General features: G+C 72.8%; 20 protein-coding genes. 12 read left to right on the top strand and 8 right to left on the bottom strand.

Going from position 1 to position 22,932, the window contains the following annotated elements; all coding sequences use genetic code 11:
• The first annotated feature begins 12 nt into the window (after nt 1-12).
• Genes BLW76_RS20825 through BLW76_RS20805 form a run of 5 tightly spaced genes read left to right on the top strand, consistent with a single transcriptional unit; the run spans nt 13 to nt 7,851 of the window.
• Complete coding sequence (locus BLW76_RS20825) at nt 13-2,121, top strand: glycoside hydrolase family 36 protein (protein WP_208613345.1); 2,109 nt, start codon at nt 13-15, stop codon at nt 2,119-2,121.
• Between the two features lie 28 nt (nt 2,122-2,149).
• Nucleotides 2,150-3,460 carry an ABC transporter substrate-binding protein gene (locus BLW76_RS20820; protein ID WP_091309921.1) on the top strand — a complete coding sequence of 437 codons (1,311 nt, stop codon included), beginning with the start codon at nt 2,150-2,152 and terminating at the stop codon, nt 3,458-3,460.
• Entirely contained in the window at nt 3,460-4,410 is a 951-nt protein-coding gene (locus BLW76_RS20815; protein ID WP_208613344.1) for a carbohydrate ABC transporter permease, read from the top strand. Before BLW76_RS20820 ends, BLW76_RS20815 begins: the two co-directional genes overlap by 1 nt.
• Nucleotides 4,407-5,243 carry a carbohydrate ABC transporter permease gene (locus tag BLW76_RS20810; protein ID WP_091309919.1) on the top strand — a complete coding sequence of 279 codons (837 nt, stop codon included), beginning with the start codon at nt 4,407-4,409 and terminating at the stop codon, nt 5,241-5,243. Before BLW76_RS20815 ends, BLW76_RS20810 begins: the two co-directional genes overlap by 4 nt.
• Before the next feature lie 28 nt (nt 5,244-5,271).
• Nucleotides 5,272-7,851: a carbohydrate-binding protein gene (locus BLW76_RS20805; RefSeq protein WP_143060658.1), complete on the top strand. Its 2,580-nt coding sequence runs from the start codon at nt 5,272-5,274 to the stop codon at nt 7,849-7,851.
• Between the two features lie 346 nt (nt 7,852-8,197).
• Here BLW76_RS20805 and BLW76_RS20800 read toward each other — a convergent pair whose 3' ends face one another.
• The 4 genes from BLW76_RS20800 to BLW76_RS20785 are packed head-to-tail and all read right to left on the bottom strand — an operon-like array spanning nt 8,198 to nt 11,199.
• Nucleotides 8,198-9,316 carry a hypothetical protein gene (locus tag BLW76_RS20800; RefSeq protein WP_091309915.1) on the bottom strand — a complete coding sequence of 373 codons (1,119 nt, stop codon included), beginning with the start codon at nt 9,314-9,316 and terminating at the stop codon, nt 8,198-8,200.
• A gap of 52 nt (nt 9,317-9,368) precedes the next feature.
• Nucleotides 9,369-9,614, bottom strand: coding sequence for a hypothetical protein (locus BLW76_RS20795; RefSeq protein WP_091309913.1), 246 nt, complete (start codon nt 9,612-9,614; stop codon nt 9,369-9,371).
• Nucleotides 9,615-9,669: 55 nt separating this feature from the next.
• On the bottom strand, nt 9,670-10,386 hold the full coding sequence (gene ispD, locus BLW76_RS20790; RefSeq protein ID WP_091309911.1) for a 2-C-methyl-D-erythritol 4-phosphate cytidylyltransferase: 717 nt from the start codon (nt 10,384-10,386) through the stop codon (nt 9,670-9,672).
• A gap of 30 nt (nt 10,387-10,416) precedes the next feature.
• A complete protein-coding gene (locus BLW76_RS20785) occupies nt 10,417-11,199 on the bottom strand; it encodes a helix-turn-helix transcriptional regulator (protein ID WP_208613343.1) in 783 nt (260 codons plus the stop codon).
• A 128-nt stretch (nt 11,200-11,327) separates the two neighbouring features.
• On the opposite strand from BLW76_RS20785, the gene BLW76_RS20780 reads away from it, so the two are divergent.
• A complete protein-coding gene (locus tag BLW76_RS20780; RefSeq protein WP_244170244.1) occupies nt 11,328-12,869 on the top strand; it encodes an AMP-binding protein in 1,542 nt (513 codons plus the stop codon).
• Between the two features lie 115 nt (nt 12,870-12,984).
• Here the strand turns inward: BLW76_RS20780 and BLW76_RS20775 are convergent, their stop codons facing one another.
• Complete coding sequence (locus tag BLW76_RS20775) at nt 12,985-13,827, bottom strand: NAD-dependent epimerase/dehydratase family protein (protein ID WP_091309904.1); 843 nt, start codon at nt 13,825-13,827, stop codon at nt 12,985-12,987.
• A 121-nt stretch (nt 13,828-13,948) separates the two neighbouring features.
• Here BLW76_RS20775 and BLW76_RS20770 point away from each other — a divergent pair, with 121 nt between their 5' ends.
• From BLW76_RS20770 to BLW76_RS20745, 6 genes are all read left to right on the top strand, one after another.
• Nucleotides 13,949-14,830 (top strand): LysR family transcriptional regulator, encoded by an 882-nt coding sequence (locus BLW76_RS20770; protein ID WP_091319628.1) that lies wholly within the window; start codon nt 13,949-13,951, stop codon nt 14,828-14,830.
• A 96-nt stretch (nt 14,831-14,926) separates the two neighbouring features.
• On the top strand, nt 14,927-15,829 hold the full coding sequence (locus tag BLW76_RS20765; protein ID WP_091309903.1) for an ABC transporter ATP-binding protein: 903 nt from the start codon (nt 14,927-14,929) through the stop codon (nt 15,827-15,829).
• On the top strand, nt 15,826-16,590 hold the full coding sequence (locus tag BLW76_RS20760) for an ABC transporter permease (protein WP_091309900.1): 765 nt from the start codon (nt 15,826-15,828) through the stop codon (nt 16,588-16,590). Before BLW76_RS20765 ends, BLW76_RS20760 begins: the two co-directional genes overlap by 4 nt.
• Entirely contained in the window at nt 16,590-17,678 is a 1,089-nt protein-coding gene (locus BLW76_RS20755) for a streptophobe family protein (RefSeq protein ID WP_091309899.1), read from the top strand. The genes BLW76_RS20760 and BLW76_RS20755 overlap by 1 nt, the downstream gene beginning before the upstream one ends.
• Nucleotides 17,675-18,367, top strand: a complete 693-nt coding sequence (locus BLW76_RS20750) for a response regulator transcription factor (protein WP_091309896.1) — start codon at nt 17,675-17,677, stop codon at nt 18,365-18,367. The genes BLW76_RS20755 and BLW76_RS20750 overlap by 4 nt, the downstream gene beginning before the upstream one ends.
• Entirely contained in the window at nt 18,364-19,827 is a 1,464-nt protein-coding gene (locus BLW76_RS20745; protein ID WP_091309894.1) for a HAMP domain-containing sensor histidine kinase, read from the top strand. Before BLW76_RS20750 ends, BLW76_RS20745 begins: the two co-directional genes overlap by 4 nt.
• Here BLW76_RS20745 and BLW76_RS20740 read toward each other — a convergent pair.
• Genes BLW76_RS20740 through BLW76_RS20730 form a run of 3 tightly spaced genes read right to left on the bottom strand, consistent with a single transcriptional unit; the run spans nt 19,805 to nt 22,823 of the window.
• On the bottom strand, nt 19,805-20,623 hold the full coding sequence (locus BLW76_RS20740) for a carbohydrate ABC transporter permease (protein ID WP_091309892.1): 819 nt from the start codon (nt 20,621-20,623) through the stop codon (nt 19,805-19,807). The two genes, BLW76_RS20745 and BLW76_RS20740, sit on opposite strands and share 23 nt — an antisense overlap.
• On the bottom strand, nt 20,623-21,537 hold the full coding sequence (locus tag BLW76_RS20735) for a carbohydrate ABC transporter permease (RefSeq protein ID WP_091309890.1): 915 nt from the start codon (nt 21,535-21,537) through the stop codon (nt 20,623-20,625). The genes BLW76_RS20740 and BLW76_RS20735 overlap by 1 nt, the downstream gene beginning before the upstream one ends.
• Nucleotides 21,534-22,823 (bottom strand): extracellular solute-binding protein, encoded by a 1,290-nt coding sequence (locus BLW76_RS20730; protein ID WP_091309888.1) that lies wholly within the window; start codon nt 22,821-22,823, stop codon nt 21,534-21,536. The genes BLW76_RS20735 and BLW76_RS20730 overlap by 4 nt, the downstream gene beginning before the upstream one ends.
• Between the last annotated feature and the right edge of the window lie 109 nt (nt 22,824-22,932).

Here is a 22,932-nt window from a genome sequence, read left to right as displayed (position 1 = left end):
GAGGGAGCAACGGTGATCTCGACCGAGTCCGCCACGACCGTGGTCTGGGGCCACCCGGCGCTGGAGCTCGTCGTGGACGTGTCCCCCGGCGGCCCGGTCGCGGTCCGCAGCCTCACCGACGGCCGCGCGGCCCACGACCGGCCCCGGGCCGGCCAGCCGCTGGTGGAACTGCTGATCGCCGGCGAAGGGCGGGCGCGGGCTTCGCACCGGTTCTCCGAGACCGCCGTCGGACGGCGGCTGGTCTACACCGGCTCCACCCGCGGCCGGGACGGGACCTGGCACGAGCTGCACGTCGATCAGCGCGACGACCGGACCGGGCTGGCCGCGCGGACGTCGTTCCGGTCGGCCGACGGCGTCGCCGCCTGCCAGGTCACGACCACCGTCACCAACCACGGCCCGGCACCCGTCCTGCTCCAGGGCGTCACGTCCTTCGCCGCCGCCTTCGCCGGCTCGCGCATCGAAGACGCCGACCTGCTCCGGGCCGACAGCGAGTGGCTCGGCGAGGGCCGGTGGACCCGCCACCCGCTGCGGGACGACGTCCTGCCCGACCTCGACCTCGCGCTGCACGGCCAGGACGGCCGCGGCCGGTTCGCCGCCGTCAGCACCGGCACCTGGTCGACCGGCACGCACCTGCCGACCGGTGGCCTCGTCGACCGCCGGACCGGGCAGGCCTGGCTGTGGCAGGTCGAGCACAACGGCGCCTGGCGCTGGGAAGTGGGCGAACGCCGCGACGGCGCGTACCTCGCCCTGCTCGGGCCCACCGACATCGACCACCAGTGGCACCGGAACCTGCGGCCCGGCGAGTCCTTCACCACCGTTCCGGTGTCCGTGGCCGTGTCCGGGGACGACTTCGACGGTGCGGTCGCCGCCCTCACCGCACACCGGCGGGCCCTCGTCCGCCCGCACCCGGACCGGTTCGCCCTGCCGGTCGTCTTCAACGACTACATGAACACGCTGATGGGCGACCCCACCACGGCGAAGCTGCTGCCGCTGGTCGACGCCGCCGCGGCGGCCGGCGCGGAGGTGTTCTGCATCGACGCCGGCTGGTACGACAACGGCACGAGCTGGTGGGACAGCGTCGGCGAGTGGCAGCCGTCGGAAACCCGCTTCCCGCAAGGGATCGAGGAAGTCCTCACCCGGATCCGCCGTCGTGGCATGGTGCCCGGCCTGTGGCTGGAGCCGGAAGTGATCGGCGTGCGCAGCCCGATGGCCGGGAAGCTCCCGGACGCGGCCTTCCTGCAACGCGGCGGCGTCCGGCTGGTCGAGCACGACCGGTACGTGCTGGACCTGCGCCACCCGGCCGCCGTCGCGCACCTCGACGGCGTGGTCGACCGGCTGGTCGAAGACCTCGGGGTCGGCTACTTCAAGCTCGACTACAACGTCGACCCCGGCGCGGGCACCGACCTGGCCGCCGACAGCGTCGGTGCCGGGCTGCTCGGCCACAACCGGGCGCACCTGGCCTGGCTGGACGGCGTCCTGGACCGGCACCCCGAGCTGATCCTGGAGAACTGCGCGTCGGGCGCCATGCGGATGGACTACGCGATGCTGTCGCGGCTGCAGCTGCAGTCCACCAGCGACCAGCAGGACTACCTGCGCTACCCGCCGATCGCCGTGTCCGCCCCGCTTTCGGTCCTGCCCGAGCAGTCGGCCAGCTGGGCCTACCCGCAGCCGGACATGCCGGCCGAGGACTTCGCCTACACCGTGTGCACCGGGCTGCTCGGCCGGCTGTACCTGTCCGGCCGGCTCGACCTCATGTCCGCGGAGCAGCGGGCCTCCGTCCGCGAGGCGGTGGAGGTGTTCCGCGAAATCCGCCGGGGGCTGACGACCTCGGTTCCCCTGTGGCCGCTGGGCCTGCCCGGCTGGCGCGATCCCTGGCTCAGCCTGGCCCTGCGCGCCGGCGACGTCACCCACCTCGCCGTGTGGCGGCGCGGGGCCGACGCCGGGCCGGTGACGTTGTCCCTGCCGCACCTGCGCGACCAGAACGTCCACATCGAAGCGCGCTACCCGCGTGACCTGCCCGCCTGGACCGTCCGCTGGGACACCGAAACCGGCTCCCTGACCCTGACCCCCACCCCGCACCCGACCGCGTCCGCGCGGCTCTTCCGCATCGTCGCCGGCTAGACCACCCCTCCCACGAAGGAATCCCCCGATGAAGAACTGGATCAGCGTCGTCGCCGCCGCTGCGCTCACCCTCGGCCTCGCCGCCTGCAGCGACCCGGCCGCGAACGGCCCCGCCGACGCCGCGCCCGCCACCTGGGCCGACCCGGCCGCGAAGCTCGACGGCGTCAAGCTGACCCTGTGGGCGGCGCAGAACAGCAACACCGTGCCCAAGCAGGTGATCGCGTCCTTCGAGCAGGCGACCGGCGCGTCCGTCGAGGTCGTGACGATCCCCGACCCGTACGAGCAGAGCATCCAGACCAAGGTGGCCACCGGCGACAAGCCGGACCTCGCCTTCTGGCAGCCCACCTCGTCGATGCTGACCGCCATCAACGCGAAGACCAACCTCCAGCCGCTGGACGACGCGCCGTGGCTGCCCCAGCTGGCGCCCGAGCTGAAGGACATCACCGGCTTGCTCGACGGCAGGCGCTACGCCGCGCTGATCACCAGCCCCGCCGTCGAAGGCGTCTACTACAACAAGGAAGTCTTCGCGGCCAACGGCATCACCGAAACGCCGAAGACCTTCGACGCCATGGTCACCGCGGCCCGCGCGCTCAAGGCCAAGGGCGTGACGCCGTTCTTCGAGATGGGCGGCGACCGGTGGGCCACCCAGTGGTGGGTGCAGGTCCAGCTCGCCGACGCCGCGAAGAACGGCCTCTGGGACAAGATCAACAGCAAGCAGGAGACCTTCAGCAGCCCGGTCGTGCTCGACACGATCAAGAAGTACCAGGCGCTGATCAACGAAGGCCTGTTCAACGCCGACATCAAGACGGCCAAGCTGGAGGACCAGGGCGCCGCGCTGCTCGACGGCAAGGCCGCGATGGCCGTGCAGGTCAACTCGTTCTTCAGCCAGCTGCAGGCCAAGGCCGACACCGAGACGCTGGACAAGAAGATCGGCTTCTTCCCGATCGCGCCGTCGGGTCAGGTCGGCACCTTCATCCCGGACCAGACGAACGCCCTGGTCGCCTTCCGCACCGGTGACGCCAAGCGCGAGGCCGCGGCCCGGCAGCTGCTGGCCTACTGGATGGGCCCGGGCTACGCCGGGTTCGTCGCCGACCGCAAGACCATCTCGCTCGAGCCGTCGGTCGCCAACCCGCCGGGCGTGCCGCAGGCCCTGCTCGACGTGCACAAGTCCCTGCCCACCGCGGTCGGTTCCATGCAGGCGCTGGCCGTCGCCAACCCGGACCTCTACATCAACCTCGCGGACATGATCGCCGGCACGATGACACCGGACCAGGTGGCCAAGGCCACCCAGGATCAGTTCGCCCAGCTGGCCAAGGCGGCCGGCGCCCCGGGCTTCTGATGACCACGGCAGCACGCACGCTCACCGTGGAGCGGCCGGTCACCCGGCCCGCTCCCCGGCCGGGCGGCCGCCCCACGAGCAGCCACGGCAAGAAGACGCACCCGATGTGGTTCCTGGCGCCCGCGTTCGCCATCCTGCTCGTCTTCTTCTTCCTGCCCACGCTGTTCAACTTCGTCTACGCGTTCACCGACTGGTCCGGGTTCAAGAGCTCGATCAAGCCGGTCGGTCTCGACAACTTCACCGAGCTGGCCTCGGACGGCACGCTGCTGCGGGCGGTGCGGATCACGCTCGTCTACGCGGTGCTGGTCGCGATCTTCCAGAACCTCTTCGGGTTCGCCCTGGCCGTCCTACTCGAACGCGACAACCGGCTCAACCGCATCGCGCGCATCTGCTTCCTCGTGCCGGTGCTGATGTCGGCGCTCGCCGTCGGCTACATCTTCCAGGCCCTGCTGAAACCGCACGGCAGCGTCAACGAGCTGATCGGCGCGGTGCTCGGGCGGACGTTCGACTACGCCTGGCTCGGCGACACGACCTGGTCGATCGTCGTGGTCGCGCTGATCCACGCGTGGAAGTGGATGGGCCTGTCGATGCTCATCTACCTGGCCGGGCTCAAGACCGTCCCGGAGGACATCCTCGAAGCCGCCCGGATCGACGGCGCCTCGCGCTGGCGCACGTTCTGGGTCGTCAAGTCGCCGCTGCTGGCGCCGGCGGTGACGTTCAACGTCGCCACCGCGCTGCTCGGGTCGATGAACGGCTTCGACGTCGTCCAGGCCACCACCGGCGGTGGTCCGGCCCGGACCACGGAGATCCTCAACATCTTCATCTACCGCACCTTCGGGCAGGGCCTGTTCGCCCAGGCCACCGCGATGAGCCTGGTGCTGTTCCTGCTCGTCGCGTTCCTGGCCTTCCCGGTCATCCGCGCCCTGCGCAAGCGGGAGGAGATCCTGTGAAGACCGTCAGCGACTCGCGGATCTGGAGCAGGCTGCAGCCGGTGGTCACCACCGCGCTCGTGCTCGGGCTCATCGGGATCCCGCTCTGGCTCGTCGTGGTGACCGCCGGGAAGTCCCAGGGCGAAGCGCTCGATCCCGACCTCTCGCTGCCGGGCCACTGGCAGCTGTTCGCGAACCTGCGGGAGGTCTGGGTCCAGGGCGAGGTGCCGGCGGCGTTCTTCGGCAGCCTGCTGATCGTCGTGCCCACCGTCGCCGGCGTCCTCGTCTTCGGGTCCATGGCCGCCTGGGTGCTGGCCCGCCGGACGACCCGGCTCAACGCGGCCCTGTACGCGCTGGGCATCAGCGGCATCGTGCTGCCGCCGGCGGTCGTCACCGTGGTGCTGCTGCTCCGCCAGCTCGGCCTCGCGGGCAGCGCCGTCGGCATGATCGGCGTGTACATGGGCATCTACCTGTCCACGGTCATCTTCTTCGTGACCGGCTTCGTCCGCACCATCCCGGCGTCGCTGGAAGAGGCCGCCCAGATCGACGGGGCCGGTCCGCTCACCGTGTTCCGGCGGATCGTGCTGCCGCTGCTGCGGCCGGCGCTGGCCACCGCCACCATCCTCATCTGCCTCTACGTGTGGAACGACGTCTTCTACGCGTTCTTCGTCGTCGGCGGGCGGCTGGACACCCTGCCGCTCAACCTGTTCCGCGTCGCCAGCGCGGGGCTCTACCTCAACAACTGGCACCTCATCTTCGCCTACGTGGTGCTGATGAGCCTGCCGCTGGTCGTCGTCCTCGCCGTGGCCCAGCGCAAGATCATCGCGGGCATCACCAGCGGCGCCGTCAAGTGAAACCCCTCCCCAGCGAAGCGGAGTGCTGATGCGACAACGATTCCTGGTGGGTGCGGCCGTCGCCGTGCTCGCCTTCACCACGCTGTCCCCCGCGGCTTCCCAGGCCGCGGCCGTCCAGACGCTGCGCGTCGACCTCGGCTCGCCGACGGGTGCGTTCCACGGCGGCGCGACCGGCATCCTCTACGGCCTCGGCGACCCCGGGATGCCGTCGCAGGACCTGATCGCCGGGATGCGCCCGCGCACCATCTCCCAGAAGGCGCCCGACGGCGAGCAGCACCCCAACGGCGACGCGCTGAAGGTCGCCGACGGCTTCTTCGCCGCCGGCGGCACCGACGTGCACATCTACGCCCAGGACACCTACAGCCGCTGGCCGTACCAGGACCTCGGCATCGACGACTACATTGCGCGCCTGAAGCCCCAGCTGGACAAGGTGGCGCAGCGGCCCGACCGCGACCGGTTCGTGTGGACGATCTTCAACGAGCCGGACGGGATCTGGTACTCCGACTGGGCCACCAAGAAGGAGAAGTTCTTCGCCGACTGGACGAAGGTCTACCGCACGGTGAAGTCGGTCCTGCCGCACGCCCGGATCACCGGGATCGGCGAGACCCAGTACCGGGCCGACCACCTGCGCGAGTTCCTCACCTACGCCAAGGCCAACGACGTGCTGCCCGACATCACGACGTGGCACGAGCTCGGCCCGGACTCGCTGGCCTCCTACCGCGGCCACTACGCGGACTACCGGGCCATCGAGCGCTCGCTGGGGATTTCGCCGCGGCCGATCACCATCAACGAGTACTCGAACCGGCGTGACACCTCGGTGCCCGGCCAGATGATCCAGTGGATCACCATGCTCGAAGACACCAAAGTGGACGGTCAGCTGGCGTACTGGTCGCTGGCGGGCAACCTCAGCGACAACGCCGTGCGCACCGGCCGCGCCAACGGCGGCTGGTGGCTGGCCAAGTGGTACGCCGACCTCGCGGGTGACACCGTGCGCGTGACACCGCCGCGGCCGGACACCCGCGACTCGCTGCAGGGCCTGGCCACCGTCGACCGGACGGACGCCAAGGCGACCGTGCTGCTCGGCGGCACGGCGGACGCGGTGAACGTCGCGCTGACCGGCCTGGACCGCAAGGTCTTCGGCGACCGGGTGGACGTACGGGTCGCGAAGACGAGCTGGTCGGGGTACGAGGGCGACGCCCAGCAGCCGCCGGTCGTGGCGGCCGCGCGCCTGCGCGTGCAGGACGGCAAGGCGACGGTCTCGGTGCCGGGTGGCGACCCGCTGGCCGCGTACCAGGTGCTCGTCACCCCGGCCGGGCTCGGCGCGCCGCCGGTGGCGACCGCGCCGTGGCAGGCGAGCTACGAGGCCGAGTCGGGCACCGTGGAGAGCGCCCAGGTCTACGTCCAGGACGACGGATCCGGTTCGTGGGACATGGCCATGCGGTACATGACGTCGGGCCGCAAGGACGTCGGGTCCATGAACACCCCGGCTTCCCGCGACACCGTGGACGTCGACGTCCCGCGGGCCGGCTCGTACCGGCTGGGTGTCTTCTACGGCACCAACGCCTTCGTCGGCAGGCTGGCGTTGTACGTCGACGACGCGTTCGTCCGGACGTTGACCTTGCCGGCCACGCTGAACTGGACCTACCGCGGCCGGCTGGACACGCCGCTCACGCTGACCGCGGGCAAGCACCGCGTTTCCGTGCGCACCACCGATCCGAGCGGGTTCCTCGGCGGCTCGTCCGACGTCACGCTGGACCGCTTCGACCTCACCGAGGTCACCGGCCCGGAGCGGGCGGAGTACCCGCTCGCCGACGGCCGCCGGTCCGGCGGTTCGGTCGACCACGGGACGGGCGCGCTGCAGGTGCTCGCGCCGGGCGCGGTTGCCCTGGCGCCGGGGCAGCGGGTCACCACGTTCGTGTCGGCCGCCGAGGACGGCTACTACCGCCTGTCGACGTCGTGGGCGGGCGCCGGCCGCAGCACGCTGGGGCTGACGCTGTCCGGCCGCCGCGTGGCGGGCGGCGACCTGACCGCGACCGGCGCCGGCGTCTGGTCGGGCAGCTCGACGGTGTTCCTCAAGGCGGGCGTCACCGAGGTGGTGCTGTCCAACGAGGGCCGCACACCGCTGGTGGCGGGCACGCTGACACAGGTGCGCGACACCGCGGCCGACAGCCGCGCGGTCCGCGTCGAGGCCGAATCCGGGCAGCTCGCGGGCGCCGCGGCGACGGCGACGGGCCCCTGGGCCTCCGGCGGTGCCTACGTCGGGTACGTGGGCAACGGCGGCACGCTGACGATCCCGCGCACCGGCGGTCCGGGTCAGTACGCCCTCACGGTCGCCTACGCGCAGGCGGAGAAAAACACCGGGCACCCGTACAACACGGACACGATCACCCGCACGATGATCGCGTCGGAAGCGGGCGGCACGGTGACACCGGCGCCATACCGCCACAACTACACCTGGGACGGCTTCTGGGCGGAGACGTCACCGATCGACCTGACGACGAAGGGCGGCGCACTCACGTTCGGCAACCCGGCCGCGTGGGCGCCGAACGTCGACTGGGTCCAGCTCGCCCCGCTCGTCGTGGCGAACAAGGTGACGCCCTGGCGCTGAGTGTCGCGGTGCCCGGCCGGTTCGGTCCCGAGCCGCCGGGCGCCGTTCAGCCGTTCCCTCGGTGGCGTGAGCCGAGCCGCCGGCCGGTGGGCCGAGCTCGCGTTTCGTCGGCGACAGCCACCCGCCGGTGTGGGCGTGCGTCCCGCTCGACCTGTGGACCGGCGAGTCGGAAGAGCTCGGTGAAATTCCCGTTCGGGCCGGTGCTCGGACGCGCAATCGGCGATCGGCAGTTCTGCGACGGCGGGCGCGGTCTTCGATGCCGGGCCCGGGCCGGCGGAGTGGCCGAGGGTCAGGGACAGTGCGCGATGGTCCTCCAGCTCGGCGGTGAGATCCGACCGGCACCTGCTCAGCCGTTTCCGGCTTCTTCGGCGCGTTCGCGGTTGCGTTGCTGCCGCTCCCGCTCGCGCCGGCTGTAGGCGGCCCGGCGGACGCGTTCCTCGTCTTCGACGCTGGAGCCCAGCGCCCCGGCGACGATGCCCACCGAGGTGGCCAGCCACACCAGCTTCAGGTACGACGCCGGCCCGGCCGGATGACCGAGGGTCTGCCCGAAGTAGGTGCCCTCGATCAGCACGATCGACGCCACCAGCGCCAGCCCGAACAGGATCACGTACATGCACGCGACGCCGATCGACAACGTCAGCGCCGTCGACGCGTTGTACAACAGCGCTTTCCGCCGGTCCAGGTGCCCGGACGGCGAATCCCAGAGGTGGTTGTGCACCATCAGCCAGCCCGCCATGACCACGATCGCCAACACCGTGATCCCGGCCAGCCGGAGCGCGGGCAACGCCTCGGCCAGCTTCCAGAACGAGGTGGTGATGATGCCGTACGCCGCGGTCCCCGCCGCGGCCGCGGTGGCCCCGGCGAGGTTGGGCACCAGCCGCCACGGCCGGTTGTCGCGGATCATCCCCGCCAGCAGCCGCACCCGCCCGCGCACACCCGCCAGGGCCAGGTGCTCGTCCGCGGCGCCACGGCCCTCGATGTGCCGCGTCGGCGCCACCAGCTCACGCAGGCGGTCGAGGATCCCCCGCGGCGGATCGACCGCCTCCGCCGAGCGCTGCACCACCAGGTGCCGGACCAGGTGAACGACCAGCCGGCGCGCCCGGTGCCGCAGGCGCACCGCACCGAGCGCGGGCAACGACACCATCGCCACACCGTGGTCGGTGTTGTAGTCCGACACGATCGGGACCGTCCCCGCCCGCCGCGGGAGATCCGTGATCAGCACCAGCAGGTCCCAGCCGTGCTTCTTCCGGCGCTCCTCCGCCAAGGCCAGCATCGGGATGTCACCGTCCTCGTCCAGCGGAAGCGCCTGCGTTTCCTGCTCGACGCGCCAGGACGTTTCCGCACCGAGGTCACGAGCCAGACGGTCGGGCAGGCCGTCCGCGATTTTCCCGCCGAGCTGCCCGGGCAACCCGTCATCGGTCAACAGCCCCACCACGAGGGCCTCCGGCGCACGCTGGGCAGCCATCCTCGAACCTTTCCTCGATCGGCGAGACCAGCACTTCGGGTTCCCGGCTCGATCACCGGCAAACGGCCGACCGCGCCGCAGCGGGGACGGTGCCGGCGGCCGGCGACCTGTCGTAGCCGCGGACCGCCAGTTGCAGGCGCTGCCCCTGGCGACGAGCCGGACCGCCGCCACCTCGCGGCCGGTGAGCACCGGCTCCTTGGCCGGCCAGCCGGTCGATCACGTGCGCGGCCGCGTCCGGGGCCAGGCCGCCCAGTGCCGCCGTGCGGATGGCCGGGAACAGCGGCTGGTCCGTGCGCACCGAGCCCCGGCCTGCACCCCCGGCCGCTGAGCGGCCGGGCCACCGCGGCCGCCCGTCAGCCGCCGTGGCCCGCCGCGGTCAGGACGTGCTCGGCGAACACGAGGTCGCGCGGGTAGGTCACCTTGAGGTTCTCCTGCTCCCCCCGGACCCACCGCACCGGGACCGAGGAGAACCGTTCCATCACCGACGAGGTGTCGGTGCCCTCGAACTGCTCGCCGGCGGCCTGCTCGTAGGCCGCCAGCAGCGGCGCGGCCCGGAACGCCTGCGGCGTCTGGGCGAGGACCATCGACGCCGGCGGGAGCGCCACCAGCGTCTCGCCGTCGCCGGCGACCGCGGCGATGTGGTCGGCCGGCAGCGCCGGGATCGCCCCGCCGTGTTCGCGGGCCTCGTGCAGCACGGCGGCGATCAACGCCGGGCTGACCAGCGGACGCGCGCCGTCGTGGAGCAGCACGGTGTCCACGGTGCCGCGGCCGATGCGGCCGGCGAGGTGCCGCAGGGCCTGCAGCTCGGACTCCTGCCGGGTCCGGCCGCCGTGGACGACCTCGACCGCGGCGCCGTCGACTTCGCGCTCGAGCACCTCCCGGACGAGGTCGTCGTCCTGGGGCCGGACGACCAGCACCAGCGGCCCGACCCCGGGCACCCCGGCGAACGCGGCCAGGGACCACGCAACGACCCGGCGCCCGGCGAGCGGGAGGTAGACCTTGTTGACCCCGGCCCCGACGCGGGTACCCGCGCCACTGGCCAACACCACCGCCGCCGCCTGCCTCACCATGGCCGCATCATAGGGCCGCGGCCGGACCGACTACGGCGTGAGGCCGAGGCGCCGGGCCCGGGCCACCGCGTCCAGCCTGCCTTCGGCGCCGAGCTTCGCCAGGATGTTCTTGACGTGGTCCTTGACCGTGTACAGGCCGATGCCCAGCCGCTCGGCGATCCCCTGGTTCGACAGGCCGGTCGACAGCAGCGCCAGCACGTCCGCTTCCCGGCCCGTCAGGTGCGGTGCCGCCGCACCCGGCGCCGGGTGCGCCAGCAACCCGGCCGTCTCCAGCAGCCGCGCGCGCAGCCGGGGGTCACCGACCTCGCCGGCGAGCGCCCGCAGGTCCGCGTACGCCTCGGCCACCCGGGACCGCCGGACGCTGTCCTCGGCCGTGTGCCGGTCGCGCAGCCGGCGGAGCACGTCGGTGACCGCAAGATCCTGTTCGAGGCCGCGGGCCTCGTGGGAAACCGCGTCGAGCAGGCGGCCCATCTCCCGCTGGCTGGTGCGCAGGGCGACGTAGAGCACCGCGACGCACCGCCGCGCCACGATGACCGGGGCCGCCGCCATCGCGCGCAACGACTCGGCCCGGATGACCTGGTCGTAGCGGTGGGTGATCGCCGGCGAGCCGACGTAGTCCGGCAGGGACAGCGCGCGCTGCCGGGCGACCACCCGGCCGCCGACCCCGTGCCCGGCGCCGAGCAGCACGCCGCGGAGGGGACCGACCACCGGGCCGTCGAACGCGTCGAGCAGCACGCCCGACCCGGTGACCCGCCCGGCGAACGCCAGGCTCGCCCCGGTGCCGGCCCGCAGCCTGGCCAGTGCGGCCGTCACCGCCGGCTCCACCCCCCTCGTCGGAGGGTGGCTCGTCTCCGCGCTCACCGCCACAGTGTGACCCGGGCGGTGCCGCGGTGACAATCGCCCGGCCGTCCCGAATGGACCGAACGAACCCGGAGGTCGTCGTGCCGCTTTCCCCTTCCGACGCGGTCGAAGCCTGGCTGGCCGCCTACGGCGCGGCGGAGGCGGACGTGGCCCACCTGCTGTGCGACCGCCACGACGCCGACGCCGTCGCGTTCACCTTCGTCGGCCCGGATCTCGCCGCCCGCGACCTGACCTACGGGGAGCTGGCCTGCCGCTCCCGGCGGCTCGCCACCGTCCTCGCCGCGCGCGGCGTCCGGCGCGGCGACCGGGTCCCGGTCCTCATGGGCAAGCGCCCCGAACTGGTGACGACGCTCCTGGCGATCTGGCGGATCGGCGCGGTGCACGTGCCGCTGTTCACGGCGTTCGCCACCGGCGCCATCCGGATGCGCGTCGAAGCCTCCCGCGCGAAGCTGGTCGTCACCGAGCCGGCCCAGCGCGCGAAACTCGACCCGATCCAGGGCATCGACGTCCTCGAGACCGGGGAAGCGTTCGACCGGCTCATCGACGAAGCCGAACCCCTCGCGACTTCGATCGCGGTCGGCGGCGCCGGGACGATGCTGCAGCTGTTCACCAGCGGCACCACCGGCAAGCCCAAGGGGGTCCCGGTGCCGGTCCGCGCGCTGGCGTCCTTCCACTGCTACCTGCACTACGGCCTCGACGTCACCGCGGACGACGTCTTCTGGAACGCCGCCGACCCCGGCTGGGCGTACGGCCTCTACTACGGCATCCTGGCCCCGCTGGCCGCCGGCCGCCGGAACCTCCTCCTCGACGCGGGGTTCACGCCCGAGGCCACGGTCGCCGTCGTCGGGAAGTTCGGCGTCACCAACTTCGCCGCCGCCCCCACCGTCTACCGGGCGCTCGGCAAGAGCGGCCTGGTCCGCGACCTGCGGCTGCGGCGGGCCTCGTCGGCAGGCGAACCGCTGACGCCGGAGATCGCCGGCTGGGCCCGCGACGCGCTCGGCGTCGAGGTCCGCGACCACTACGGCCAGACCGAACTCGGCATGGTCGTCAACAACCACTGGCACCCGGACGTGGCCCGGCCGGTCCGGCCCGGCTCGATGGGGCAGCCGATGCCCGGCTACGCCGCCGGCACCGTCGACGGCCAGCTCGCCGTCGACGTCGAGCACAGCCCCCTGTTGTGGTTCACCGGCTACCACGAAGAGCCCGGGAAGACGGCGGAGCGGTTCACCGCCGACGGGCGCTGGTACCTCACCGCCGACACCGGCCGCGTCGACGACGAGGGGTACTACTTCTTCACCGCCCGCAACGACGACGTCATCCTGGCCGCCGGCTACCGGATCGGGCCGTTCGACGTGGAAAGCGTGCTGATCACCCACCCCGCGGTCGCGGACGTCGCCGTCGTCGGCCGTCCCGACCCCGAAGGCGTCCGCGGCGAGGTGGTCGAAGCCTTCGTCGTCCTCACCGGCGAGGCCGAGCCGAACGACGGCCTCGCCGCGGATCTCCAGCGGCTCGTGCGCGAGGAGTACTCCAAGCACGCCTACCCGCGCACCGTGCACTTCGTCGACGCGCTGCCGAAGACGCCGAGCGGGAAGGTCCAGCGCTACCTGCTGCGGCAGCGGTGAGGTTCCAGCCGCGCGCGCACGGCCGGATCTTCGCGATGTTCGTCCGCGGGCAGCTCGTGCTCAAGCTGCCTCGGTCCCGGGTGGACGAGCTGGCCGGGGGTGGGCACGGGGTGCGTCAGAACTCGCTCAGCGGATCGGTGTGCCGGGGCGTCCAGCCCAGCTCGCGTTGCGCCTTGGCGGAGGTGAGCTGCTGGTCGAGGGCGAACGCGTCGGCGATCGGGCCCATCCGCTCGCGGGCCTGCTCGAGGGTGAGGGAGACGGCCTTCCCGCCGAGCGTCGCGGCGCAGGCTTCGGCGACCTCCTTGGCCGTCGGGCCGTTCCCGCCCACCCCGAGGTACACCGAGCCCGGCGGCGCCGACAGCGCGGCCGCGTAGAGGCGGGCCAGGTCGTCGAGGTGGATCAGGGCCCAGTGGTTGCCGCCGTCGCCGATGTACGGGACCTCGCCGGTTTCCCGGCCCGGCCGGACGAAGAACGCGTCGATCAGGCGGTTGTCGCCGCCGTAGAGCAGCCCGGGCTGGACGACGACCGGCCGGCCGCCGTCGGCCGCCCGGGCCAGCACCGCGTCCTCGACGGCTTTGCGCCACGCCACGACGGCCGGTGGGTGCCACGGCGCGGTCTCGTCCCGCACGCCACCGGTGTCGCCGTAGACCCAGCTGCCGCCGGTGTGGACGTAGGTGCCGCCGCCGACGCCGTCCTGCATCGCGGTGGCGGCCGCCAAGTCCTCCTCTCCAGTGGCCGCCTGGGCGAGGTGGATCACGGCTTCCGCCCGCGCCGCCGCCTGGTTGAGCACGGCCAGGTCGGCCAGGCCACCGCGGACCGCACCCGCCCCGGCGGCGACCACGGCCGTTTCCGCCCGTTCGCTGCGCGCGAGCGCCTCGACGGTGTGCCCGAGCCGCACCAGCTCGCCGATCGTCGCGCGGCCGATGTAGCCCGAACCGCCCGTGAGGAAGATTTTCATCGCTGTCCCTTGACTCGTGTTTCGTTCCTCCTCCACGGTGGCCCGGGCACCCGCCGGGCGTCCAAGACCCGTTCCGCGCGCTGTGATGCCGCTTCGGCATCACCGGCCTACGATGCTCGGCGTGGACTTCGACCTGCGGCAACTGCGGTACTTCGTCGCCGTGGCCGAAGAGCTGCACTTCGGGCGGGCCGCCGCGCGGCTGCACATCGCCCAGCCCGCGCTGTCGCGCCGGATCCGCGCCCTGGAGGACGAGCTCAAGACGCCCCTGTTCGTCCGCGACCGCCGCACCACCGTCCTCACCGCGGCCGGCGAACAGCTCCTGGCCGACGCCCGTGACCTGCTGGCGGCGGCCGAAGCCGTGCACCGGCGAGTCACCGCGGCCGCCGGCGCGAAGCCGGTGCTCACGGTCGGTTTCATGCCGGGCATCGTGGTCACCCCGGCGGTGCGGGAGCTGGCCCGGCACCGGCCGGACGTCGGCGTCCGGCTGCTGCGCACCAGCTGGCACGACCAGGTCGCGGTCCTGCACGACGGCCGCGTCGACGTCGGCATCGTCCGGCTGCCGGTCGAGCGGCGCGGGCTGACCGTGCGGCCGCTGTTCACCGAACCCCGCGTCGTCATGGTGCCGGCCACGCACCGGCTGGCCGGCGAGGAGTCCGTGTCGATCACCGAACTCGCCGGCGAGCACCTGCTGCAGGACCCCGACGCCGTCCCGGAATGGCGGGACATCGCCGTCGAACTGCGCGCCCCCGGCCGCCCCGAAGTGCCGCGGATCCACAGCGTGGAAGAGAAACTGGAGCTGGTCGCCGCCGGCGCCGGGATCAGCGTCATCCCCCGGTCGACGGCGATGTTCTACACCCGCCCGGACGTCATCGGCATCCCGGTGCCGGACATCGCCCCGAACCACGTCGCCCTGGCCTGGCTCACCGCACGCCGATCACCCCTGGTCGACGCCTTCCTCGACGCGGCGGCGAGCCTCGTGCCCGGCAGCATCACGACTTCCTGAGAACCACGGGCCGGGACGTCCGCCGGCGCGCCGGATTCTCCGGGTTCTCCCACGATCTCCCAGGAACCGGCCAGGCGGGCGGGCCACGCTCGCCGCATGACGATCGAAATCCGGGGCCTCACCAAGCGGTACGGGCCCGACACCGTGGTGGACGACCTGTCCTTCACCGTCGAACCCGGGCAGGTGACCGGGTTCCTCGGCCCCAACGGCGCCGGGAAGTCCACGACCATGAAGCTGATCGTGGGCCTGGCCGCGCCGACCCGGGGCTCGGTCACCGTCGGCGGGCGCCGCTACCGGGACCTCCCCGTGCCGCTCACCGAAGTGGGCGCGTTGCTCGACGCCGGTGCCGTGCACGGCGGCCGGAAGGCCTACGACCACCTGCTGGCGCTCGCGGTCGCCAACGGGCTCCCCCGGCGCCGGGTCGGCGAGGTGCTCGCCCGGACCGGGCTGGAGAGCGTGGCAGGCAAGCGCGCCGGCGGGTTCTCGCTCGGCATGCGGCAGCGGCTCGGCATCGCGGCGGCGTTGCTCGGCGACCCGGGCGTGCTGCTCTTCGACGAGCCGGTGAACGGGCTCGATCCGGAGGGGATCCGCTGGATCCGGGGCCTCCTGCGCACCCTGGCCGGCGAGGGCCGGGCGGTGCTGGTGTCCAGCCACCTGATGAGCGAGATGGCGCAGACCGCCGACCACCTGGTCGTCATCGGCCGCGGCAGGCTCGTCGCCGACACCGCCGTGAGCGAGCTCGTCCGCGGCGAAGGCAGCGTGCTCGTCCGCACGCCCGAGCCGGGGTTCGCGCGGCTGCTGGTCACCGCCGGGGCCGCCGTGCGCGAAGGCGTCGAGGCGTCGCTGGTCGTCTCCGGCATGACCAGCACCGAGATCGGGCAACTCGCGGCCCACCACGGTGTCGCGCTCGCCGAGCTCACCCCGCAGCGCGTCTCGCTGGAGGACGCCTTCATGGCGCTGACCGAGGACAGCCTCGACTACCAGGGGGCGGTGGCATGAGCGTGTCGTTCACGCACTCCGTCCGCGCGGAGTGGATCAAGCTGCGCAGCCTGCGCTCCACCTGGTACACCCTCGCGTGCCTGTTCACGGCCGGGCTCGGCATCACGGCTCTCGCGATGAACGCCGCGGCGAAGGACTACCCCGGCGACGGCCCGTGGGACCCGGCCAACCGCAGCCTGAGTTCGTACATCGTCGCGCAGCTGGTCATCGGCGTGCTCGGCATCCTGGTCGTCACCGCCGAGCACGCGACCGGCCAGGTGCAGACTTCGCTGCTCGCCACCCCCCGCCGCCACCGGCTCCTGGCGGCCAAGGTGGTCGTGGCGGTGGCGGTGGCCGCGGTGGCGGGCCAGGCCCTGATGTTCGCGGCGTTCTTCCTCGGCCAGGCCCTGCTCGCCGGCCACGCCGTACCCCACGCGGCACTCGACGACCCGGGAGTGCTCTCCGCCGTGACGGGCGGCGGCCTCTACCTCGCGGCGATCGCGGTGCTGGCCGCCGGGCTCGGCACGATCATGCGCGCCACCGCGGGCGCGCTCGCCACCCTGGTCGGCATCATCTTCCTGGTCCCCGCCCTCGCGGGGCTCTTCCCGGCGTGGCTGCACCGGCTCTTCTTCTACTGGCCGACGCTCGGCGGGTCCGCGGTCCTCAAGACGGTGCCGGATCCGGATTTCCCGCACCCGTGGGTCAACCTGGCCGGGATGTGCGCCGGGATCGCCGCGGTGCTGGCCGTGGCGTTCGTGGTGTTCCGGCGGCGGGACGTCTGATGCAGGGAGTCGGCCGCGCCGGGCCAGCCGGCATTGCCGCCGAGGCGTTCCGGGGCCTGATCGCAGCAACCGCCGCGGTGCTCGCCATGGCGGCAGTCGCCGCCGTCGGGCTTGCCCTCCTGGGGGCGGGCCGCTTCGGCGACCTCGGCTCACTGACCGCGGCGGCCGTCGCGCTGGCCGTGGGTGGCTCGGTCGAGGCCGGCGCCGTTCCGGCCGGTGGGCTGCCGGTCGTCGTGCGGGGCAGCCTCGATGCGGTGCCGCTGGGGGTTTCGCTTGCGGGCGCGGTGGTTCTCGGTGCCCTGCTGCTGCGGCGCCGCGAAGACGGGTGGCTCGTCCGCGGTGCCGTGGCAGCCGTGGCCCTGCCCGCCGGGCTCGCCGTGATCGCCTTGGCGGCACGGGGGACGCTGTCGCTGCCGGAGCGTGTCACCACGCGCGGTGCCCTCTCCGGCGGGCTCGACGCCGGCTTCTCCGTTGCCGTGGGGCCGACCGTCGCGGGCGCGGCCGTCGGCACGCTCGCGGTCGTCGGCGCGTGCCGCTTCCCTTCCGTGGCAACGGGTTTGCGCGCCGTGCGGTGGCCGGCCGCCGGGGTTGCCGGGCTGTGCCTGGCCGCCGCCTTCGTCTTCGGTGGGGCCGTGGCGGCCGGGGGTGTCCTGCTCGCGCTGCCCCAGCTCGTGTGCGGGGCCGTCGTGCTGGGGCTCGGCGTGCCCTGGACGGTCACCCCCGCGTCCGCGCTGCCCGGCTTTCCGGGCGGCCCGCTGCTCGGGCTGTCGGCCTTGGTACTGCTGGGCGCATGCGTCGCGGTCCGGAGCCGCCGGGCCGGCCCGCCGCTGCGCCGGGCCGTGGGGCTCGCCGTGCGGTTCGGGACGGCGACCGGTGCCGTGCTCGCCGTCGGGACACTGCTGTCACAGGCTTCCGCCGACGTCACCGTCGGCGCGTTCGGTCTGTCGCTGCCCGTCTTCGCCGCGCGGCTGACGGCGAACCCGCTGCTCGCGCTGGCCGCCGGGCTCGCGGGCGGCGCGGTGGCGGGCTTCGCGGGCTCGCTGCTCGCCGACGCGATCTCCGTATCCTCGCGGGCATGGAAGCGATGACGTCCCGGCTGCTGGTGGTCGACGACGAGGCCACCGTCCGCGAGCTGCTCTCCGCCGCGCTGCGGTTCGCCGGCTTCCGGGTGACGTCGGCGGCGACCGCGCGGGAAGCCGTCGCCGCGGCCGTCGTGGAGCCGCCCGACCTCGTGCTGCTCGACGTCATGCTGCCCGACCTGGACGGCTTCGAGGTGGTCCGGCGGCTGCGCGAGCGGCACGCCGGTCCCGGTGCGCCGGTGCCCGTGCTGTTCCTCACCGCGCGGGACCGCCAGTCCGACAAGGTCACCGGGCTCTCCCTCGGCGCCGACGACTACGTGACCAAGCCCTTCGACCTGGCGGAGCTGATCGCGCGGATCCGCGCGATCCTCCGCCGGACCGCGGGCCACCCGGTGGCCGTGCTCGAAGTGGGCCCGCTCGCGCTGGACGCCGAGGGCCACCAGGTGTCGCGCGCGGGACAGGCGATCCGCTTGTCCGGCACGGAGTTCCGGCTGCTGCGCTACCTGATGGAGAACGCCGGGCGCGTGGTGTCGAAGGCGCAGATCCTGGACCGGGTGTGGCGGGAGGACTTCGGCGGCGACGCCGGCATCGTCGACACCTACATCTCCTACCTGCGCCGCAAGGTCGACACCGGCGAACCGAAGCTGATCCACACCGTGCACGGCGTCGGCTACGTGCTGCGGGAGCCCCGGCGGTGACGCGGCTTTCCCTGCGGGCCCGGCTCCTGCTGCTCACCGCGGGCCTGCTGCTCGCCGGCCTGACGCTCATCGGCACGCTGGTTTCCGGGCAGCTGCAACGGTTCCAGCTCGACCGGCTCGACGGCCAGCTGCGCTCGCTGACCGAGCTCATCTCGCTGGCGGCCGGGCCGCCGCCGGCCGCGAACCCCGCCGTGCGGCCCGACCTCGTCGACCCCGCGCTGGAGCTGTTCGGCACCCCGTACGTCGTCTACCTCGACGCCGGCGGTGCGGTGGCGGGCGGCCTGCACTCGTCCCGGCTGGCCGGCACGAGCCTGCCCCCGGTCGAGGCGCTGCGCACGGTGCCGGCCGACGGGACGGCCGTCGACCTGGCCGCCGCCGACGGCTCGCAGCGCTGGCGGGCCGTCGCGCGGCCGGCGGCCCGCTGGGGCGGGACGGTCGTTTCGGCCGCCCCGCTCGCCGAAGCCGACGCCACGATCGCCCAGCTGCGGACGAGCAGCCTGGTCACCGGCGCCGCGCTGCTCGTCGTGCTGACCGCGGCCGGCTGGTTCGCGCTCGGCCGCGGGCTGCGGCCGCTGCGCCGGATCGAGCACACCGCCGCGGCGATCGCCGGCGGCGACCTCACCCGGCGCGTGCCGGACCTCGCGCCGCCCGGCACGGAGATCGGGCACCTGGCGACGTCGCTCAACACCATGCTCGGCCAGCTCGAACGCGCCTTCGCCGACCGGGCCGCGGCGGCGGCGCGGATGCGCGCGTTCGTCTCGGACGTCAGCCACGAGCTGCGCACCCCGCTGTTCGGCATCAAGGGGTCCACCGAGCTCTACCGGATGGGAGCGTCCGATGTGGACGAAACGATCCGCCGCATCGACGGCGAGGCCACCCGGCTCACCGCGCTGACCGAGGACCTGCTGCTGCTCGCCCAGCTCGACGAGGCCCCGGAAGAGCAGCTCGACCGGGCCCCGATGGACCTGCGCACCCTGGCCGGCGACGCCCGGCACGACCTGCGGGCCCTCGACCCGACCCGCCCGGTCGCCCTGACCGGCCCGGGCGGCACCGGCCCGCCCGGCGCAGCGCCGGTCGACGCCGACGAGGCCCGGCTGCGCCAGGTCGTCACCAACCTGGTGGGCAACGCGGCCGCCCACACGCCGCCGGGCACGCGCGTGCGCATCGGGGTCGGCACGGTGGCCGGCCGCGCGGTGCTCGAGGTGGCCGACGAGGGCCCGGGGCTGACGGCCGAGCAGGCGAGCCGCGCGTTCCAGCGCTTCTACCGGGCGGACCGGTCACGCACGCGCAGGCCGGGCGCCGACGCGGGCTTGGGCCTGGCCATCGCCCGGTCACTGGCCCGCGCCCACGGCGGCGACGTCGAACTGGAGACGGCGGCCGGCGCCGGTGCGTGCTTCCGGCTGGTGCTGCCGATCCCGCAGCCACCGAGCGACCCCGTCACTTCCCGAACCCGGCGGTGAGGCCGGAGACCAGGTAGCGGCGGCCCAGGACGTACAGCGCGAGCACCGGCAGCGTCGAAAGGATCACCGCGGCCAGCACGGCCGGGATGTTGACCCGAAACTGGCCCTGGAACGCCCACAACGCCATCGGCAGCACGCGCTGGTCGGCGCTCTGGGTCAGGATCAGCGGGAACAGGAAGCCGTTCCACACGTTCAGGCCGTCGTACACGGCCACCGTCACCACCGCCGGCTTGACCATCGGCAGCACCAGGCTGCCGAGCATCCGCCAGTGCCCGGCGCCGTCGACGCGCATCGACTCGAACAGCTCGTTGGGCACGTCGCGGAGGAAGTTCGCCAGGATCACCACCGACAGCGGGATCGCGAAGGCCACCGAAGGCAGGATGATCGCCAGCAGCGTGTCGTAGAGGCGGGCGCGGGTGATCAGGTAGTAGATCGGGATGATCGTGGCCTGCAACGGGATCGCCAGGCCCAGCAGGAACGTGCTGTAGGTCAGCCCGGCGAACCGCGTCCGGCCGCGCACGACGTAATAGGCCGCCATCAAGGACACGGCCACGGTGACGACCACCGTCCCGGCGGTGACGACCGCGCTGTTGAGCAGGTAACGCAGGAAGTCGTTCTCCAGCACCAGCTCGTAGTTGCCGAACGTCGGGTCGGTGGGCACCGACAGCGGGTTGGCGTCGAAGAAGCCGCGCTGGCGGCGCAGGCTCGTCACGACGATGTAGTACACCGGCACGAGCACGACGAGCAGCCAGGCGAGGCCGCCGAGGCCACCGGCGATGTTGGGGCGAGCGCGCATCACACACCTTCCAGCTGGCTGCCGCGGGAGAAGCGGGCGAGCCGGGCCAGGCCGAGCGACAGCGCCAGGCCGGCGACGACCAGCAGCACGGCCAGGGTGCTCGCGCGGCCCATGTCGTTGTTGGAGAACCCGTTGAGGTACATGTCCAGGGGCAGGAACCGGGTCGCGTCGCCCGGGCCGCCGCCGGTGAGGACGAAGACGAGGTCGAAGTAGGTCAGGGAGCCGACCAGCATGAGCGTCGACGACGTCAGGATCGTGTAGCGCAGCTGCGGCAGCGTGATGTGGAAGAACTGCCGCACCGGTCCGGCGCCGTCGATCTGCGCGGCTTCGTAGAGCTGGGCCGGGATCTGCCGGACGCCGGCCTGGTAGAGCAGCGTGTGGAACGGCATGAACTGCCAGCCGATCACGAAGATCACCACGTACAGGGCCAGCGTCGGGTCGCCGAGCCAGTCCTGGGCCAGCGCGTCGATGCCGAAGGCGCGGCTCATCCCGAAGTTCGGGTCGAGCAGGGCCTTGAACGCGATGGCGATCGCCGCTGAGGACAGCAGCAGCGGCAGGGAGTACAGCACGCCCAGTACCGCGCGGTAGCGGCTGCGGCCGGCGGTGAGCACCCCGAGCAGCAGCGAAACCGGCGTCTGGAAGAGCCAGCTGAACACCATGACCTGCACGCTGAGCCAGAGCGCGTGGTAGGTCGCCGGATCACCCAGTGCGGCGGCCCAGTTGCCGAAGCCGGTCCACGCGGGGTCGGCGATGCCGTCCCACTGCATCAGGCTGAGCACGACCACGCCCCCGAGCGGGAGCAGCGCGAAGATCGCGAAGAACGCCAGTGCGGGTGCGGCCATCAGCGGGTGGGGTCCGGCGCGGTGGCTCGCCGCGCCGGACTGCACCCGCGGCCGCTCGAGGGTGGCGGTCATTTCCCGATCGTCGCGTTCATGTTCGCCGAGAACTGCTCGGGCGTGATCTGCTTGAGGAACAGCTGGTCGAGGTTGTTCAGCAGCGCGTCGGCCTGGCCCGGCGAAACGGCCTGGTCCCAGGACAGCTGGAAGTTCGGCGCGGTGCGCGCCAGACCGTACACATAGGACAGGTACTGGGGGTCCGGCGTCTTGGCCAGCTTGGCCTCGATCCCGCTGACCGGGGGCACCGAGCCGCCGGCGAGCAGGGTGTCGACGTAGGTGTCGTTCATGACGCCCTCGCGCAGGTACTTGAGCGCGGCCTGCTTCTGCGCGTCGGTCGCGCGCGCCGAGATCGACCAGAAGTTCGCCGGGTTGCCGGCGATGTTCGCCGGGTCGCCCTTGCCGCCGGGCACGGCCGGAAAGGCGGTGTAGCCGAGCTTGCTCGCGGCGAACTCCGGGTCGGCCTCCTTGATGGTCGGGAAGGCCCAGGAGCCCATCAGGTACATCGCCGCCTTGCCGGTGTAGAGCAGGGCGAGGTCGGCGTTGCTGTCGGTGCTGATGGAGTTGAAGCCCTTGACGAACCCGCCGGCGTCGACCAGCTGCTGGATCCTGCGGTTGGCTTCGAGCACGGCCGGGTCGGACCACGCGCCGGGCTTGTTCGCGGCGATCGCGTCGAACACCCCGGGGCCGCCGATGCGGTCGACCAGGTACTCCTCCCACATCAGCTGCGGCCACTTGCTCTGCCCGCCGAGGGAGAACGGGGCGATCCCGGCAGCGGTGAACTTCGGGACCAGGGCCATCAGGTCGTCCCACGTCTTCGGCGGCTGCGCACCGACCTGCGCGAAGAGGTCCTTGTTGTAGAACAGGAACACCGGCTGCATGCTGTTGTTCGGCACGGCGTAGGTCTTGCCGTCGACCACGCCGGTCTTCGCGACCGAAGGCAGGAAGCGGCCGGTCAGCGCCGGGTCCTGCTGCACGTCCGGGGTCAGGTCGAGGATCTTGCCCGCGGCGACCCACGACCGGAGCATGCCGCCGTTGCCCCAGCTGTAGACCAGCGTCGGGGCCTGGTCCGCGCCGACCGCGGAGCGGATCTTCTGCTTGTAGGCGTCGTTGCCGAAGAACTGCCCGTCGATCCCGTCCGCGGCGAACGAGGTCCGGAAGACCTGCTCGTCGCCGCCGGTCAGCGCCCAGGCGGTGGGCTTGCCGCCGCCCGCGCCGGAGGGGCCGCTGGTGCCGCAGGCCGTGGTGAGGGTCAGGAGTGCCGCCAGCCCGGCGATCAGCGCCGTCCGGCATGTGCCCGGTTTCATGGTGCACCTTCCTCATCGAAGGTTCCGAAAAGTTTCGAAAACTTTCTGGGGTGGCCGAAAATCTAAGCTAGAGATATGCGAGCGTCAAGTGCTAAATTGCTCGTCAGAG

This window comes from Amycolatopsis tolypomycina (assembly GCF_900105945.1).
Lineage (GTDB): Bacteria > Actinomycetota > Actinomycetes > Mycobacteriales > Pseudonocardiaceae > Amycolatopsis > Amycolatopsis tolypomycina.
Note: the sequence above shows the minus strand (reverse complement) of the source record. Positions and strands in the feature narration are given on the sequence as shown.

Bases quoted from the DNA above. Each gene is read 5' to 3' on its own strand.
- BLW76_RS20820 (WP_091309921.1), top strand. From the start codon at position 2,150: ATGAAGAACTGGATCAGCGTCGTCGCCGCCGCTGCGCTCACCCTCGGC.
- BLW76_RS20815 (WP_208613344.1), top strand. From the start codon at position 3,460: ATGACCACGGCAGCACGCACGCTCACCGTGGAGCGGCCGGTCACCCGG.
- BLW76_RS20805 (WP_143060658.1), top strand. From the start codon at position 5,272: ATGCGACAACGATTCCTGGTGGGTGCGGCCGTCGCCGTGCTCGCCTTC.
- BLW76_RS20800 (WP_091309915.1), bottom strand. From the start codon at position 9,316: ATGGCTGCCCAGCGTGCGCCGGAGGCCCTCGTGGTGGGGCTGTTGACC.
- ispD (WP_091309911.1), bottom strand. From the start codon at position 10,386: ATGGTGAGGCAGGCGGCGGCGGTGGTGTTGGCCAGTGGCGCGGGTACC.
- BLW76_RS20775 (WP_091309904.1), bottom strand. From the start codon at position 13,827: ATGAAAATCTTCCTCACGGGCGGTTCGGGCTACATCGGCCGCGCGACG.
- BLW76_RS20765 (WP_091309903.1), top strand. From the start codon at position 14,927: ATGACGATCGAAATCCGGGGCCTCACCAAGCGGTACGGGCCCGACACC.
- BLW76_RS20760 (WP_091309900.1), top strand. From the start codon at position 15,826: ATGAGCGTGTCGTTCACGCACTCCGTCCGCGCGGAGTGGATCAAGCTG.
- BLW76_RS20755 (WP_091309899.1), top strand. From the start codon at position 16,590: ATGCAGGGAGTCGGCCGCGCCGGGCCAGCCGGCATTGCCGCCGAGGCG.
- BLW76_RS20750 (WP_091309896.1), top strand. From the start codon at position 17,675: ATGACGTCCCGGCTGCTGGTGGTCGACGACGAGGCCACCGTCCGCGAG.
- BLW76_RS20740 (WP_091309892.1), bottom strand. From the start codon at position 20,623: ATGCGCGCTCGCCCCAACATCGCCGGTGGCCTCGGCGGCCTCGCCTGG.
- BLW76_RS20735 (WP_091309890.1), bottom strand. From the start codon at position 21,537: ATGACCGCCACCCTCGAGCGGCCGCGGGTGCAGTCCGGCGCGGCGAGC.
- BLW76_RS20730 (WP_091309888.1), bottom strand. From the start codon at position 22,823: ATGAAACCGGGCACATGCCGGACGGCGCTGATCGCCGGGCTGGCGGCA.